Source organism: Pseudomonas sp. PS02290, from assembly GCF_029960075.1.
Lineage (GTDB): Bacteria > Pseudomonadota > Gammaproteobacteria > Pseudomonadales > Pseudomonadaceae > Aquipseudomonas.
On record NZ_JASCOY010000096.1, the window covers coordinates 1 to 16,467 of the forward strand.

The following is a 16,467-nucleotide window of genomic DNA, read 5'->3' on the forward strand; positions in this document are numbered from 1 at the left end:
GCTAAAGCCGGTCCCACTCACAGCAGCGCGTGCAGCCAGTGGGACTGGCGGTGACCCTGTGGGACCGGCTTTAGCCGGGAAGCTTTTGATCTGCTTTTGATCTTCATGCACAAAAAGACCAGACGACACCAATCGCGACTTGGGTGCAGGCTGAACGCAGGTCTCGCTTCGTGGGCCGAGCGGCATGGATGCCGCGAGAGCCGCCCCCCGCCATGGATGGCGGATGGCGGCGGGCCCACGGAGCGAGAACGGAGTGAAGGAACCTGACGAAGTCGGGCCCAACCAGGAGCAGGCACCTTTGGTTACTTGGGGTGCTTTTCCAAGTAACTCGCCGAAGGCGAAACCCGAGGCCGTTAGGCCGACGCCCTTGATCTTGGCGTCAAGCGCCCAACCATCAGCGAGACGGAGGCTGCTCACCATGGGGCACCACCGCCACCGTCAACCGGGAAATACAACAGGCCTTGCCGTCCTCCGTCGTCAGACGAATATCCCAGACATGGGTCGTGCGCCCGATATGCACCGGGTGCGCCACCGCCGTTACCCGCCCACTGCGCACCCCGCGCAAATGGTTCGCGTTGACCTCAATCCCCACACAAAAAAACCGATCGGTATCAATCACCAGATAACTGGCCGTAGACCCCACCGTCTCCGCCAGCACCACCGATGCGCCGCCGTGCAACAAACCGTAAGGCTGATGAGTGCGCTCATCCACCGCCATGCTCGCCGTCAGAGACCGATCGTCGACCGCTTCAAACCGAATATCCAGCACCTCACCGATGGTGTTCTTCTGCTTCGCATTAAGCGCGTCAAGGTCCGGGGGGCTACGCCATACACTCATGGTTCTTCCTTGTTATTAGAGAGTTATCAATACATATCACAGGCAACAGGGGGAGCTGAGCAAACCGCTCACCGCCCCATCATTCAGCGTGCCGAACATCCACCAGTTCCATCGCGCCGGCGAGGGGCAATTCCGCCTCAAGCTGAGCAAGACTGGCGGTGTGCATCGGTTGCGCCTGCTGCAAGGAGCCATGCACCGCCAGCCCGATCAACGTGCCCACCAAGGGCTGATGGCTGACCAGCAACACATTCTCCGCGCTGTACGCATCCAGCTGCTCGAGCACCTTGTGCGGGTTGCAGTCTGGCGTCAGCCACGGCACGGTCACGATGGCATCGGTGAACCCGAGGGCCTGACGGACCAGCTCGGCGGTCTGCTGAGCACGCACATAGGGGCTGGCGATAATCCGCTGCAGCGGCTGACCCATCAAGTGAGCGGCGCTGCGCAACACCTCTTCGCGGCCCTTGGCCGTCAGCTCCCGCTCGGCATCGGTACGGGCCTGAGGTTTCGCCTCGCCGTGTCGCAGAATCCAGAGCTTCACGGTTTCGGCTCTTCGTCGGGCTTAACCGGCGGAGTAACCGACGGGCCAACCGGCGCAGAGGACGATGCATCGGCAACAGGGGGCGACGTGTCGACCACCACCGGCGGGGTTTCGGAAACCACCGGCGGCGTGGCGGGAACCGGGTGCGGAGTCACTGGCACCGGTTGAGGCGTGACGGGCGTCGGCTCAGCCGCGGCAGGCGCCGGTTGCGGCTTGACAACCACCACATGCGGCGCCTCGCCCTCAGGAGCACGCGGCGCAGGCCAGTCAGCAAACGGCCATGGCTTCTGGTCGGTGTGGAAGGTGCCAAAGCGACCGATCTGCGCCAGATACTGGCTCAGGCTGTCACCGAACGACATGACGCTGAGGCTCGGCGCGCCATTGAACAGGCGGTAAACCAGCTGCACCAGGACAGCCACCCCCAGCACCACCTCCGCCACTTGCCAGACCAGCACAAACAGCACCATCCACAAGATGCGCAGCAGGATCGATTCGTGTTGCTTGAGTTTTGATTCGTTCAAGAGCTTCTCCGTCAAGGGATCAGTTGAAACCACTGGTTGAAATGAAATCGACGTCGGTTTTGGGCTCGGCGCGCATCAGCAGCTCGATGACCTGCTCCAGCGTGCGGCCCTCGAAAAGAATGGCGTGAAGCCCTGCCACCAGCGGCATGTAAACCTGCAGTTCCTGCGCCTTGGCCTTGAGCACCTTGAGCGTGTTGACGCCCTCCGCGACCTCGCCCAGTCGGGTCACCGCTTCGTCCAGGCTCAGGCCCTGCCCCAGGGCAAAACCGACCTGATAATTACGGCTCTTCGGCGACGAACAGGTGACGATCAGATCGCCGACACCGGCCAGACCCAGGAAGGTCATCGGATTGGCACCCTGACTGACCGCAAAGCGGGTCATCTCGGCCAGCGCGCGGGTGATCAGCATGCTCTTGGTGTTCTCGCCCATATTCAGCGCCACCGCCATGCCGGCGATGATGGCGTAAACGTTTTTCAGCGCGCCGCCCAGCTCCACGCCAAAACGGTCGGCGCTGGCGTACACGCGAAAGGTACGACCGTGCAGCGCGGCCTGAACCTGCTGACAGAGGTCTTCATCTTCGCTGGCAACCACAGTCGCAGTCAGGGCGTGTTCGGCGATTTCCCGGGCCAGATTGGGCCCGGACAGCACGCCAATCCGCGCAGCGGGGGCGATATCCTGGAGGATCTCGCTCATGAGTTTGAAGGTGTCGGCCTCGATGCCCTTGGTCAGGCTGACCAGCATCTTGCAGGCGAGCAGATCGACATGCGGGGTCAGTACGCCACGCAGCGCACTGGACGGCAGCGCCACGAACACCAGTTGACTGTCCTGCAAAGTGGCGTGCAGATCGGTGACCGGCTCGACGCCGTCAAGCACCTTGATGCCCTTGAGGTAGCGCGGGTTCTCGCGGTTCGTCCGGATCGCCTCGGCCTGCTCCGGATCGCGCATCCACTGCGTCACCCGATGACCGTTGCCGGCCAAGAGATTGGCCACTGCGGTCCCGAAGCTGCCGCCGCCAAGGACCGCTATTGGTTGCTGCTGGGTCATAAAACAATCCATTCAGGGCCATCACATCTGGCGATGCGGGCATTATACGGAGCGTTAGTCTCGGGGCCAGCGGCAAAAGGTGCCCCCACGAACTTATAGCCGATCCCCCACTCTTGCCGAGGAAATTGCCCACAGCTCGGTTAAGATGCGCCCCCGAGATGAAAATTCCTCAGCGACGCCGATGAGCTATCGTCAGGTCGTTCCCGAAGAGATCCGTGACATGACACCAAGCGTTCACTTCCCGTGCCCCGTCAGGCTTTGCCATGCCTGACCCTCTGCACATCCTGCGAATCCGGCCAGCTGGAATCGCGTCGTGACGGCTCAGCGCGGCTGGAACATCAGCACCCGGACGCAGATCCTCAGCCTGGGCCCCGCGTTATTGCTGACCCTCCTACTGATCAGCTTCTTTACTGTGGTGCGGATTCAGGACCTGCGACAGGAACTCAATCACACCGGGCAACTCATCGCCAACCAGTTGGCACCCGCGTCGGAATACGGGGTCATCGTCGGCAATAACGCCGTCCTGGAAAACCTCATGAACGCCACGATGAACACGCCCCACGTGCGTTTTCTCGAGGTGCGCAACAGTGCCGGCAAGGTGCTGGTTCATGTCGAACCCGCCGAGGAACAAGGGCATTCGCGGCAGATGGAAGTGTTCCAGGCGCCCATCCGCCTGCAGCCGGACAGGTCCGCGCAGCCGTTCGAAAATGCCAACGAGGCCGGTTCCGGTGACGACCCCAGCGTACCGGTGGAAGGCTATCTGGGACGGGTGCTGGTGGGCATGTCCAGCGACGCCTTCAACCAGCGCGAGCAGGAGATATTGCTGAAGGCCGGTGTACTGGCGATGTTCGCCCTTCTCTTTACTTACATGCTGGCCAGACGCCTGTCGCTGAGCCTGTCCCAGCCGATCAGCGCCATGAGCGCGGCAGTGAAAGCCATCCAGCACGGCGATTACTCGGCCCCGCTGCCGGTTGCCGACGATGCCGAGCTGGGCGATCTGGCCCGGCACATCAACAATCTGGCCCTGGGCCTTGAGAAAGCCAGCCGCGAGCAAAAGCAGGCAATGGACGAGCTCATCCGCACCCGCGAAGAAGCCGAACGTGCCAACAACGCGAAGTCCGAATTCCTCGCCATGATGAGTCACGAACTGCGCACGCCCATGAATGGCGTACTGGGCATGCTGCAGTTGATGGAAACCACGAAGATGACCGATGAGCAGGCTGAATACGCCGCGTTGGCCATGGAATCCACCGAGCACCTGCTGCGGGTCATCAACGACATTCTGGATTTCTCCCGCTTCGAACGCGATGCGCTGGAACTGGAAAGCATTTCGTTCAACCTCGCCGACCTCATCAGCACCTCGGTTCAGGCATTTGCCCACAACGCACAGCAGCGCGGTCTGGCACTGGAACTGGATCTGCCGCCGTCGATGGAGGCGCTACAAGTCAAGGGCGACCCGACACGCATCCGGCAGATTCTGGTCAACCTGATCGGCAATGCGCTGAAATTCACCGAGTTCGGCAGCGTGCGCGTCGAAGCGAACTTCACCCTCGCCGACCCGCAGCACATTTTGTTCACCTGCGCGGTGCGCGACAGCGGCATCGGCATTTCCCCGGACCTGCTGGAATCGATGTTCGACGCGTTTCAGCAAGCGGACAATTCCATCTCCCGTCGCTATGGCGGCACCGGCCTGGGCCTGCCCATTGCGCGCAACCTGGCCGAACGCATGGGCGGGTCGTTGCAGGCCCAGAGCAGTGCAGGACTCGGCTCGGTGTTTCAGCTAAAAATCCCGTTGCAGCGGGTTCAGCCGCCGGTGATAGAACCCGCCTCCGGCGGCGTCGGCGAAATGCCCCAGAGCCGCGACGCCTGTGTGCTGCTGGTCGAGGACAACCCGGTGAATCGCACCGTGGTCGAGGCGATGCTGCGCAGCCTGGGCTTGCAGGTAAGCGTGGCGGCGGATGGCCTTGAAGCGGTGAACATGGCCAGCCGGGAAAGCTTTGCGCTGATTTTGATGGACTGCCGATTGCCGGTCATGGACGGCTACGAAGCCACGCGCCGAATCAGAATGCTACCGGGGCTGGCGACGTTGCCCATTATTGCCCTGACCGCCAACGCCCAGCACGGCGACCGGGACATCTGTCTGCAAGCCGGAATGAACGATTACCTGGCCAAGCCATTCAAACGTACTGATTTACAGCAGGTTTTGCAGCGATGGTTGACCATTAAGGCATCTGCGACTGGCGGTAAAGGATAAATTCCGGCAGTCTTGTGTGCCGATTCGACCCACGCCCACGCGCGGTCGAAAAATTTCAGTGCACAGGTGTACTTTCATTTCACCCGTGCTGTGACTTTCACTACAACGCAATAGTCTATGAGTAGGCTGCCAGCAGAGGGATGACCCGCTGGCCAGACTGGGTAAGTAACGCCACACCCTGCCGCACAGGATTATCGAGGAGTTCGCATGACCAAACAAAACGCCTTTACCCGGGAAGATCTGCTGCGCTGCAGTCGCGGCGAGCTGTTCGGCCCAGGTAATGCGCAATTGCCCGCCCCCAACATGCTGATGGTCGATCGCATCACCCACATCAGCGAAGAAGGCGGCAAGTACGGAAAAGGTGAATTGGTCGCCGAACTCGATATCAACCCGGACCTGTGGTTCTTCGCCTGTCACTTCGAAGGTGATCCGGTGATGCCGGGCTGCCTGGGCCTCGATGCCATGTGGCAGCTGGTCGGCTTCTTCCTCGGCTGGCAAGGCCTGCCGGGCCGCGGTCGCGCACTGGGCTCGGGCGAAGTGAAATTCTTCGGTCAGGTCCTGCCGACCGCCAAGAAAGTCACCTACAACATTCACATCAAGCGCGTCCTCAAAGGCAAACTGAACCTGGCGATCGCCGACGGTTCGGTCAGCGTGGACGGCCGTGAAATCTATACCGCCGAAGGCCTGCGCGTCGGTGTCTTCACTTCCACTGAAAATTTCTAAGGGTATTCGCATGCGCCGCGTCGTTATCACTGGTCTGGGCATTGTTTCCTGCTTGGGCAATGACAAAGACACCGTCTCCGCCAACTTGCGTGCAAGTCGCCCTGGCATCCGTTTCAACCCGGAATACGCCGAAATGGGTCTGCGCAGCCAGGTATCGGGTTCCATCGATCCAAACCTGCCGCTCAAGGAACTGGTCGACCGCAAAACCCTGCGCTTCGTTGGTCAGGCGGCGGCTTATGCCTACGTGGCCATGAAGAGCGCCGTGGAAGACTCCGGCCTGACCGAAGAGATGGTATCCAACCCGCGTACCGGTCTGATTGCCGGCTCTGGCGGTGCTTCGACCCTGAACCAGATGGAAGCGCTGGACATCCTGCGCGAGAAAGGCATCAAGAAGGTTCTCCCGTATTACGTCACCCGGACCATGAGCAGCACGGTTTCAGCCTGTCTGGCGACGCCATTCAAGATCAAGGGCCTGAACTACTCCATCGCTTCTGCCTGCGCCACCAGTGCTCACTGCATCGGTACCGCCATGGAACAGATTCAGATGGGCAAGCAGGACATCGTCTTTGCCGGCGGTGGCGAAGAGGAGCACTGGAGCCAGTCGTTCCTGTTCGACGCCATGGGTGCACTGTCCAGCAAACGCAACGACACGCCTGAACAGGCTTCCCGTGCCTACGACGCTGACCGCGACGGTTTCGTCATCGCCGGCGGCGGCGGCATGGTGGTGGTCGAGGAACTGGAGCACGCTCTGGCCCGTGGCGCGAAGATCTACGCAGAGCTGGTGGGCTACGGCGCCACTTCCGACGGTTATGACATGGTCGCTCCAAGCGGCGAAGGCGCCATCCGCTGCATGCAACAGGCGCTGTCCACCGTTGATGGGGCCATCGACTACCTGAACACCCACGGCACCTCCACTCCGGTCGGCGACGTCAAGGAAATGGAAGGCGTGCGTGAAGTGTTTGGCGACAAGGCGCCTGCCATCAGCTCCACCAAGAGCCTGTCGGGTCACTCCCTGGGCGCCGCCGGCGTTCACGAAGCGATCTACTGCATGCTGATGATGGAAGGCAACTTCATGGCCGGTTCGGCGAACATCGACGAGCTGGACCCAGCCGTTGCCGACATGCCGATCCTGACCAAGACCCGCGAAAACACCGAGCTGAATCTGGTGATGAGCAACAGCTTCGGCTTCGGCGGCACCAACGCCACGCTGGTGATGAAGCGCTGGACTGGCAAGTAAGTCAGTTGCAGACAAAAGGCGCCCTTCGGGGCGCCTTTTTTGTGGGCTGCTGAAATCCATTGCGTTGGACCTGCTCTTTGCAGGACCGGCTTTAGCCGCGAACGCTTCGGTTGTCATGCGGCAAGATCAACGGTGCCCTGCCTGGCCCCTTCCCGGCTGAAGCCGGTCCTACAACCGCACCGAAAGAGAGGGCGCCATCATGCTGACCATCATTCCCCGCGCCGAAGACGTCGAAGGCCAACCGATCCTGCGCCCCCTCCCCGCTGCGCAATGCCGAAGCGTAGGGCCTTTCGTTTTTTTCGATCACATGCTGGAGACCACCTACGCGCCCGGCACCGGCATGGACATCCGCCAGCATCCGCACATCGGCCTGTCGACGCTGACCTACCTGTTTGAAGGCGAAATCCGACACAAGGACAGCCTCGGCAGCGATCAGCACGTAAGGCCCGGCGAGGTCAGCTGGATGACCGCCGGCAGCGCCATCGCCCACATTGAACGCACACCCGAGGACTTGCACGCCAGTGGCTCTCGCCTGCATGGCCTGCAAGTCTGGCTGGCCTCGCCCAAATCCCATGAGCAAGGCGCCGGTCATTACAGCCATCACCCCGCCGCCACACTGCCGGTCAGCGACGCCATGGGTATTCGCATCCGCTTGATCGCGGGCGAAGGCTTTTGCCTGAAGTCGCCGGTGCCGGTGCTGTCACCCACGCTTTACGCCGAACTGAACCTGCAGACGGCGACGACGCTGTGTGTGCCCGACGAGCACGAGCAGCGCGCGTTGTACGTTATCGAAGGCGACTTGCTACTGGATGGCGAGCCGGTGCAGCCGCGCAGTCTGGTGGTGCTGGATTCAGGCAGCGAGCCGACGCTTTGCGCGCAGAGCGAATGTCACGCGGTGCTGATCGGCGGCGCGCCACTGGATGGGCCGAGGAGGATGAACTGGAATTTCGTCGCCAGTGACCCGGCGCTGATTGAACAGGCCAGGGCGAAATGGGCGGCCGGGGACTGGCCGACGGTGCCGGGGGAAGTGGAGCGGATTGAATTGCCGGTGGGCAGCAGGCCGAAGCGCTGATTGGCCGCGGCCTGCCCGGACGCTGTGGGAGTGACCGGAGGGGCACTCCCACAACAGTTAAAACATCACATCAGCCCGCGAACACTTCGTCCAGCAGGTTGTGCATCGAGGTAAACGCGCGCTTCGAAACGGTCGGGTTGTACATCTGTACGCCCGGATTGTTGGCGTGTGGGTCGGTGAACGAATGGAACGCCCCGCCGTAGCTCAAGAGTTGCCAGTCGACGTTGGCAGCGTTCATCTCGGCTTCAAATGCCGGCAGCTGCTCTTTTGGCACCAGAGGGTCGGACGCGCCGTGCATCACCAGCACTTTGCCCTTGATGTTGTTGGCGTCAGCCGGGTTCGGTGTGTCGAGTGTGCCATGGAAGGAGACCGCCGCCTTCAACGGCGCACCGGTGCGCGCCAGTTCCAGTGCGCAGCAACCGCCGAAGCAGAAGCCGAACGCCGCCAGCCGGGACGTGTCGACGGCGGCAATGGTCTGCGCAGTCAATTGATCCAGGGCGGCCTTCATGCGTGTGTTCAACAGCACGCGATCGTTCTTCAACGGCATCATGGCAGCCGCCGCTTCATCACCATTGGTCGGGCGCACTTGCTGGCCGTAAAGATCCACCAGCAAGACCACATAGCCCTTCGCCGCCACGTCTTTGGCAATCTGCTCGGCGTCTTCGCTGACGCCCATCCAGTTAGGCGCCATCACCAGACCCGGTGCGGCCTGAGCACCTTCGCTGAAGGCCAGACGACTCTCGTAGCTCACGCCATCGATTTCATACACGACGGACTGCACGGTCACATTGCTCATAGCGAACTCCTGCTGATAAGGATGGAGGGAGATTAAATGACAAAACCCGCCGGAGCGGGTTCTGCCGTGACGCGGATGTTAAACCGAGAGCTCGACCAACAACTTGTTCAAACGGCGCACGTAGGCAGCCGGATCCTTCAAGCTGTCGCCAGCTGCCAGCGCAGCCTGGTCGAACAGGATGTGCGACAGATCGCCGAAGCGGTCCTCATTCTGCTCGCTGTCCAACTTGCCGATGAGCGGGTGGGAGGGGTTGAATTCGAAGATCGGCTTGGAATCCGGCACCTTCTGACCGCTCGCTTCCAGGATCTGACGCATCTGCAGACCAAGGTCCTGCTCGCCGATCGCCAGGATCGCTGGCGAATCGGTCAGACGGTGGGAGACGCGGACTTCGCTGACGGCATCACCCAGCGCGGTTTTCAGGCGCTCGATCAGGCCTTCCTTGTCCTTGGCGACTTCTTCCTGGGCTTTCTTGTCCTCTTCGGAGTCAAGCTTGCCCAGATCCAGGTCACCGCGTGCCACGTCGACAAAACCCTTGCCGTCGAAGTCGCTCAGGTAGCTCATCAGCCACTCGTCGATACGGTCGGTCAGCAGCAGCACTTCAATGCCTTTCTTGCGGAAGACTTCGAGGTGCGGACTGTTCTTGACCTGCGCGTAGCTTTCGCCGGTGAGGAAGTAGATTTTGTCCTGACCTTCCTTGGCGCGCGACAGGTAGTCGGCCAACGAAACGCTCTGCTCGCCGCTTTCGTCGGAGGTCGATGCGAAGCGCAGCAGGCCGGCGATCTTCTCCTTGTTGGCGAAGTCTTCGGCCGGGCCTTCCTTCAGCACCTGACCGAAGTTTTTCCAGAAGCCCTTGTAGTCTTCCGGCTGGTTTTTCGCCAGCTTCTCCAGCATGTCCAGCACACGCTTGGTCAGCGCCGACTTCATCGAATCGATGATCGGGTCTTTCTGCAGGATTTCACGGGACACGTTCAGGGACAGGTCGTTGGAATCGACCACGCCCTTGATGAAGCGCAGGTACAGCGGCAGGAACGATTCGGCCTGGTCCATGACGAACACGCGTTGCACGTACAGCTTCAGGCCGCGCGGTGCTTCACGCTGATACAGATCGAATGGCGCGCGGGCCGGCACGTACAGCAGCGAGCTGTATTCCAGCTTGCCTTCGACCTTGTTGTGGCTCCAGCTCAGCGGGTTCTCGAAATCGTGGGCGATGTGCTTGTAGAACTCCTGGTATTCCTCGTCCTTGACCTCGGTACGTGGACGGGTCCACAGCGCGCTGGCACGGTTGACGGTTTCCCACTCTTCAACAGGCTCAGCGTCGCCTTCGACCGGCGCCTGCTCTTTCGGCAACTGGATCGGCAGGGCGATGTGGTCGGAGTACTTTTTGATGATGTTGCGCAGACGATAGCCGTCAGCGAACTCATCTTCGGCGCTCTTGAGGTGCAGCACGATGCGCGTACCGCGATCGGCCTTCTCGAGGGTGGCGACTTCAAACTCGCCCTCGCCTTTCGAGGACCAGTGCACACCTTCGCTGGCGGGCAGGCCGGCGCGGCGGGTGAACACTTCAACCTGGTCGGCCACGATGAACGCGGAGTAGAAACCGACACCGAACTGACCGATCAGGTGAGAATCTTTCTTCTGATCACCGGACAGGTTCTTCATGAAGTCGGCGGTGCCGGACTTGGCGATGGTGCCCAGATGAGTAATGACATCCTCGCGGCTCATGCCGATGCCGTTGTCTTCCAGAGTGACGGTCTTCGCGTCCTTGTCGTAGCTGACACGGATCTTCAGCTCGGCGCCGCCTTCCAGCAGCTCAGGCTTGGACAGTGCCTCGAAGCGCAGCTTGTCCACCGCGTCGGACGCGTTGGAGATCAGCTCGCGAAGGAAGATTTCCTTGTTCGAGTACAGCGAATGGATCATGAGGTGCAGCAGCTGCTTCACCTCGGTCTGGAAGCCCAGGGTTTCCTTTTGAGTTTCCACACTCATGGTCATCAAACTCCAATCAGTCCACACAAATAGGGGTAGCTGCGCGAAACGCCGAGGACGGCTCCGAGCAGCGGGTTGTCATCAAGGTGGGGGCTGGGGAGACGATTTCAAGGGCAGGCGTGCTGTGAGCGAAGAATCTTCACCCGCCGAAAACCTCCGGGCTGCAGATCTGTCGACTGAACACCGGACATAAACCACTAACCGCCTGTGATCAGCCGAGTTGTTACACCGCTGAGACGCTTATGTATTTATCCCGCCGGGACATGGAACTAACCTTATAAGCGAATGCTCGAAGGCACGTTGATGACCAATAAGGAGAAACACCCCATGCGTAAATCTTTAGCTATTGCCCTCATGCTTTCTGCCACTCTGGGCCTTGCCGCCTGTGACAAAAAATCCGAAGATAAACAGCAAGATGCAAACAAGGCTGCCGAGCAGTCGCAAGAATCGATGCAAAAAGCGCAAGACAAAGTGAACGACGCTGCCAAAGAAAGTCAGGAAGCCGCTCAAAAGAACGCTGAAGCCGCTCAAGAGCGCGCGAAAGAAGCGAACCAGGCTGCACCTGCAACTAAGCAGTAAGTTTCCAGAGTTTCAAAAAACAAAGCCCGCATTTAGCGGGCTTTGTTTTGTCTGGCTGAAAAGATCGGCGTGTTTATTCTGCGAAGCGCCGACCTTCCCCCTCAGGCCAGCGCTTCGCTGCGCTTGCCCAGCATGCGATCCACCACGAACGCGATGAACAGCGTGATCAGCGACGGGATCAGCCAGGCCAGGCCTTGCTCGCTCAACGGCAGATGGGCCAGCGCATCCGGCAGGTACACACCCAGCGCAGAACCCTTGACCGCATCCACCGCACCGATCAGGAACGCCACCAGCATGACCGGCGCGACGATCCGACCCTGCTCATGCCAGAAGTCCTTGCAGAAGCTCAACGCCACCAGCGCAATGCACGGCGGGTAGATGGCGGTCAGCACCGGGATCGAGAACTGGATCAGCTTGGTCAGACCAAGGTTGGACACCAGCAGCGAAAACGCCGCCAGCAGGATCACCAGTGTCTTGTAAGACAGCGGCAGCACGCGGCTGAAGTACTCGGCGCAAGCGCAGGTCAGGCCAACCGCGGTGACCAGACACGCCAGCGAGATCAGAACGGCGAGGAAGCTGCTGCCCAGGGTGCCAAAGGTGTGCTGAACGTAAGCATGCAACACCGCAGCGCCATTGGTGGCACCGGCGGCGATGGCATGGCTGTCCGAGCCCAGGCGGAACAGGCTGATGTAGACCAGGGCCAGACCGACACCGGCAATCAGGCCGGCGATGATGGCGTAGCGGGTGATCAGCCGAGGCGACTCGACACCGCGGGAGCGAATCGCGTTGACGATGACGATGCCGAAAACCAGCGCGCCCAGGGTGTCCATGGTCAGGTAGCCATTGATGAACCCTTGGGAAAACGGCGCCGCAACGTAGGCAGGTTCGGCAACGCCCACCTCCCCCGCTGGCAGGAGAAACGCGGCGATGCCGAGGATGGCCAGGGCGATGATCTTCAGCGGCGCGAGGAAACGCCCCACGGTGTCGAGCAATCGCCCCGGATAAAGGGAGATCCAGAACACCAGCAAGAAATAAACCAGGCTGTAGAGAAACAGTGCGAGGGGGCTTTCACCGGTCAACGGCGCCAGGCCGACCTCAAACGACACCGTGGCCGTGCGCGGGGTGGCGAACAACGGCCCCACGGACAGGTAGCAGACGGCGGCGAGAATGGTCCCGGCGACCTTGCCGATCGGACTGCTCAACGCGTCCATGGCGCCGCCAACTTTGGCGAGCGCGATGACGGTGACTACCGGAAGGCCGACGGCCGTGACCAGAAAGCCCAAAGCGGCCATCCATACGTGGGGGCCGGCCTGGAGGCCTACGATCGGGGGGAAGATGATATTGCCAGCGCCGACGAACAGCGCAAACGTCATGAAGCCCAGTGCCAGAATGTCCTGGCCTTTCAACACTTTCATTAAGGAAACCACACTGCTGAATCGGAATTAAGAAGAGGATTTCCCTGAGGGTGGGGGAAATGCTGCCCGCCCTTTTAAGACAGACCCTGAGCGCGCCGCCGCTCCTTGTGAGAGCCGACGGCACAAAACGGCGGCTAGCCTACCCTATTTGGCGCACCGATACAGGGCGGTGCGACCGCTGAATGCACATTCGTGTCGCATATCAGAAATGTCTGACAGGATTGAGGCAAGAGCACGAGGCAAATCGAAACGCCGGAAACGCAAAAGCCACCCGAAGGTGGCTTTTGTTGATCAAGCAGTGAGACGAGGGCGATTAAGCCTTCTTCACTTCCCAACCGGTCAGCTCAGCCAGGGCTTTGCCGATGTCTGCCAGCGAACGCACGGTTTTCACGCCCGCGTCTTGCAGTGCAGCGAATTTCTCGTCTGCAGTGCCTTTGCCGCCGGAGATGATCGCGCCCGCATGGCCCATGCGCTTGCCCGGAGGAGCAGTCACACCCGCGATGTAGGAAACGACCGGCTTGGTCACGTGTGCCTTGATGTAGGCAGCCGCTTCTTCTTCAGCCGAACCGCCGATCTCGCCGATCATGACGATCGCTTCGGTCTTCGGGTCTTCCTGGAACAGCTTCAGGATGTCGATGAAGTTCGAACCCGGGATCGGGTCACCGCCGATACCGACGCAGGTCGACTGACCGAAACCGGCGTCAGTGGTCTGCTTCACAGCTTCGTAAGTCAGGGTGCCGGAACGCGACACGATACCGACTTTGCCTGGCAAGTGAATGTGACCTGGCATGATGCCGATCTTGCACTCGCCCGGGGTGATGACGCCTGGGCAGTTAGGGCCGATCAGGACCACGCCTAGTTCGTCGCACTTGACCTTGGCTTCGAGCATGTCGATGGTCGGGATGCCTTCGGTGATGCAGACGATCAGCTTGATGCCGCCGAACGCTGCTTCAAGGATGGAATCCTTGCAGAACGGAGCCGGAACATAGATGACCGAAGCGGTGGCGCCGGTTTTTTCTACTGCTTCGGACACCGTGTTGAACACGGGCAGGTTCAGGTGCGTGGTGCCGCCCTTGCCTGGAGTCACGCCGCCAACCATTTTGGTGCCGTAGGCAATGGCTTGCTCGGAGTGGAAGGTACCCTGGGAGCCGGTGAAGCCCTGGCAGATAACCTTGGTGTCTTTATTGATCAGGACGCTCATTATTTGCCCTCCGCAGCTTTGACGACTTGTTGAGCAGCGTCGGTCAGGCTGGTAGCTGCGATGATGTTCAAGCCGCTTTCTGCCAGTACTTTAGCGCCCAGCTCAGCGTTGTTGCCTTCAAGGCGAACAACCACCGGGATTTTCACGCCGACTTCTTTCACGGCGCCAATGATGCCTTCGGCAATCATGTCGCAGCGAACGATGCCGCCGAAGATGTTGACCAGTACTGCAGCGACGTTGGTGTCGGACAGAATGATCTTGAACGCTTCGGTAACGCGCTCCTTGGTTGCGCCGCCGCCTACGTCGAGGAAGTTAGCTGGCTTGCCGCCATGCAGGTTGACGATGTCCATGGTGCCCATGGCCAGACCGGCACCGTTGACCATGCAGCCGATGTTACCTTCCAGTGCCACGTAGTTCAGTTCGAACTTGGCAGCGTGGGCTTCACGTGGGTCATCTTGCGATGGGTCGTGGAAAGCCTTCAGCTTTGGCTGACGGTACATGGCGTTGGCGTCGATGTTGATCTTGGCGTCGAGGCAATGCAGATCGCCGTCAGCCTTGATCACCAGCGGGTTCACTTCCAGCAGGGCCAGATCGTGGTCCTGGAACAGCTTGGCCAGACCGGTGAAGATCTTGGCGAACTGGGTGACCTGCTTGCCTTCCAGACCCAGCTGGAATGCCAGATCGCGACCCTGGAATGGCTGAGCGCCAACCAGTGGATCGATGGTCGCTTTGAGAATCTTCTCAGGCGTGTCGTGAGCGATCTTCTCGATGTCCACGCCACCTTCGGTGGAAGCCATGAACACGATACGACGGCTCGAACGATCGACTACAGCGCCCAGGTACAGCTCTTTGGCGATGTCAGTGCACGATTCAACCAGGATCTTGGTGACTGGCTGACCGTTGGCATCAGTCTGGTAAGTGACCAGACGCTTGCCCAACCACTGTTGAGCGAACGCAGCGGCGTCTTCCTTGCTGCGAACCAGCTTGACGCCGCCCGCTTTACCGCGACCGCCTGCGTGAACCTGGGCTTTGACGACCCACTCGGTTCCGCCGATCTTGTCGCACGCTTCTGCTGCTGCTTCCGGGGTGTCTACTGCATAGCCCTTGGATACTGGCAGGCCGTATTCAGCAAACAGCTGCTTACCCTGATACTCGTGAAGATTCATGCTTATTACCGTCTTCGTTAGGTACTGCGCATTCGGTGCTGCTCGTCAAAGCGTGCCGCACCACCTGTGACCGCTTCTCCCGGAGAACGCCGCTCAGGCATCAAGCCTGCCCTTCGCCGCCGGGAGTTCGAGTCCAACGGACCTTCCGCGGTAAGCCCTGCGAGCAGGGCCTACGACGGGCGGACCGTCGTGGTTATCTTTAGCGTTTTTTCTTGTTCTGGATGTGGATGGCGCCGCCATTCACAGCCAGTGCCGCTTCGTGCAGCGCTTCGGACAGCGTCGGGTGGGAGAAGACCATCATGCCGATGTCTTCGGCACTGGTGCCGAACTCCATACCGATCGCGCCCTGCTGTACCAGCTCTGCAGCGCCAGGACCAATGACGTGTACACCCAATACGCGGTCGGTCTTGGCATCAGCGATGACCTTGACGAAACCGCCGGTGTCATTCGCTGCCATTGCACGGCCGCTGGCCGCGAACGGGAACTGACCGACGTTGACTTCCACGCCTTCGGCCTTCAGCGTCTGCTCGGTTTTACCGACCCATGCGATTTCCGGGTGGGTATAGATAACCGAAGGAATCAGGTCGTAGTTCATCTGGGTCTTGTGACCCTTGATGCGCTCGACAACCATGATGCCTTCTTCGGACGCCTTGTGCGCCAGCATCAGACCACGAACCACGTCACCGATCGCGTACACGCCAGGAACGCTGGTCTCGCACTGCTCGTTGACGAAGATGAAACCGCGCTCGTCGATGTCGACGCCGCTATCGGCAGCCAGCAGTTCGGTGGTTACCGGGCGACGGCCCACGGCCACGATCACGCGGTCGAAGGTGATGTTCTGCTCGCCGTCCTTGTCGGTGTAGGTCACGACGACTTCGTCGCCATTGACCTTGGAACCGGTGACGCGTGCGCCCAGCTTGATGTCCAGACCCTGCTTGGTGAAGGTCTTCTGCGCTTCTTTGGCAACAGCTTCGTCAGCGGCCGGCAGGAACTTCTCCAGAGCCTCGAGCACCGTCACTTTGGCACCCAGGCGAGCCCAGACCGAACCCAGTTCCAGACCGATTACACCGGCGCCGATAACGCACAGGCGCTCAGGCAC

13 protein-coding genes and 3 pseudogenes are annotated in these 16,467 nt (G+C 60.5%); 6 read left to right on the plus strand and 10 right to left on the minus strand.

The window, feature by feature from the left end; genetic code table 11:
- Positions 1-394: 394 nt before the first annotated feature.
- The 4 genes and pseudogenes from QMX88_RS24815 to QMX88_RS24830 all read right to left on the minus strand — a co-directional run bounded on the left by QMX88_RS24815 (position 395) and on the right by QMX88_RS24830 (position 2,942).
- On the minus strand, positions 395-838 hold the full coding sequence (locus QMX88_RS24815) for a hotdog fold thioesterase (RefSeq protein ID WP_074884934.1): 444 nt from the start codon (positions 836-838) through the stop codon (positions 395-397).
- Between the two features lie 79 nt (positions 839-917).
- Positions 918-1,376 (minus strand): phosphohistidine phosphatase SixA, encoded by a 459-nt coding sequence (sixA, locus tag QMX88_RS24820; protein ID WP_282372898.1) that lies wholly within the window; start codon positions 1,374-1,376, stop codon positions 918-920.
- 200 nt (positions 1,377-1,576) lie between these two features.
- Positions 1,577-1,897 (minus strand): annotated as a pseudogene (locus QMX88_RS24825) (DUF4389 domain-containing protein); the annotation flags it as partial.
- 19 nt (positions 1,898-1,916) lie between these two features.
- Complete coding sequence (locus tag QMX88_RS24830; protein ID WP_282372899.1) at positions 1,917-2,942, minus strand: NAD(P)H-dependent glycerol-3-phosphate dehydrogenase; 1,026 nt, start codon at positions 2,940-2,942, stop codon at positions 1,917-1,919.
- A 313-nt stretch (positions 2,943-3,255) separates the two neighbouring features.
- Between QMX88_RS24830 and QMX88_RS29875 the strand changes: the two are divergent.
- From QMX88_RS29875 to QMX88_RS24850, 5 genes and pseudogenes are all read left to right on the plus strand, one after another.
- Positions 3,256-3,625: pseudogene (locus QMX88_RS29875) on the plus strand (hybrid sensor histidine kinase/response regulator); the annotation flags it as partial.
- A gap of 74 nt (positions 3,626-3,699) precedes the next feature.
- Positions 3,700-5,196, plus strand: a pseudogene (locus QMX88_RS24835) (response regulator); the annotation flags it as partial.
- A gap of 207 nt (positions 5,197-5,403) precedes the next feature.
- Entirely contained in the window at positions 5,404-5,919 is a 516-nt protein-coding gene (gene fabA / locus QMX88_RS24840; RefSeq protein WP_192174895.1) for a 3-hydroxyacyl-[acyl-carrier-protein] dehydratase FabA, read from the plus strand.
- Positions 5,920-5,929: 10 nt separating this feature from the next.
- Complete coding sequence (gene fabB / locus QMX88_RS24845) at positions 5,930-7,156, plus strand: beta-ketoacyl-ACP synthase I (RefSeq protein ID WP_282372904.1); 1,227 nt, start codon at positions 5,930-5,932, stop codon at positions 7,154-7,156.
- Positions 7,157-7,355: 199 nt separating this feature from the next.
- Complete coding sequence (locus QMX88_RS24850; RefSeq protein WP_282372905.1) at positions 7,356-8,228, plus strand: pirin family protein; 873 nt, start codon at positions 7,356-7,358, stop codon at positions 8,226-8,228.
- A 70-nt stretch (positions 8,229-8,298) separates the two neighbouring features.
- On the opposite strand, the gene QMX88_RS24855 is transcribed toward QMX88_RS24850, so the two are convergent.
- Complete coding sequence (locus QMX88_RS24855; protein WP_282372906.1) at positions 8,299-9,024, minus strand: dienelactone hydrolase family protein; 726 nt, start codon at positions 9,022-9,024, stop codon at positions 8,299-8,301.
- Positions 9,025-9,102: 78 nt separating this feature from the next.
- A complete protein-coding gene (gene htpG, locus QMX88_RS24860; RefSeq protein ID WP_282372907.1) occupies positions 9,103-11,007 on the minus strand; it encodes a molecular chaperone HtpG in 1,905 nt (634 codons plus the stop codon).
- Positions 11,008-11,334: 327 nt separating this feature from the next.
- Here htpG and QMX88_RS24865 point away from each other — a divergent pair, with 327 nt between their 5' ends.
- Positions 11,335-11,586 carry a hypothetical protein gene (locus QMX88_RS24865; protein ID WP_065986299.1) on the plus strand — a complete coding sequence of 84 codons (252 nt, stop codon included), beginning with the start codon at positions 11,335-11,337 and terminating at the stop codon, positions 11,584-11,586.
- Between the two features lie 101 nt (positions 11,587-11,687).
- On the opposite strand, the gene brnQ is transcribed toward QMX88_RS24865, so the two are convergent.
- The 4 genes from brnQ to QMX88_RS24885 all read right to left on the minus strand — a co-directional run.
- Complete coding sequence (gene brnQ, locus QMX88_RS24870; protein WP_282372910.1) at positions 11,688-13,001, minus strand: branched-chain amino acid transport system II carrier protein; 1,314 nt, start codon at positions 12,999-13,001, stop codon at positions 11,688-11,690.
- A gap of 313 nt (positions 13,002-13,314) precedes the next feature.
- Positions 13,315-14,202 (minus strand): succinate--CoA ligase subunit alpha, encoded by an 888-nt coding sequence (sucD, locus tag QMX88_RS24875; RefSeq protein WP_037009399.1) that lies wholly within the window; start codon positions 14,200-14,202, stop codon positions 13,315-13,317.
- Positions 14,202-15,368 carry an ADP-forming succinate--CoA ligase subunit beta gene (gene sucC, locus QMX88_RS24880; RefSeq protein ID WP_004882574.1) on the minus strand — a complete coding sequence of 389 codons (1,167 nt, stop codon included), beginning with the start codon at positions 15,366-15,368 and terminating at the stop codon, positions 14,202-14,204. Before sucC ends, sucD begins: the two co-directional genes overlap by 1 nt.
- Before the next feature lie 199 nt (positions 15,369-15,567).
- Positions 15,568-16,467: FAD-dependent oxidoreductase (locus tag QMX88_RS24885; RefSeq protein ID WP_282372912.1), on the minus strand; the 900-nt coding region annotated here is incomplete at its 5' end.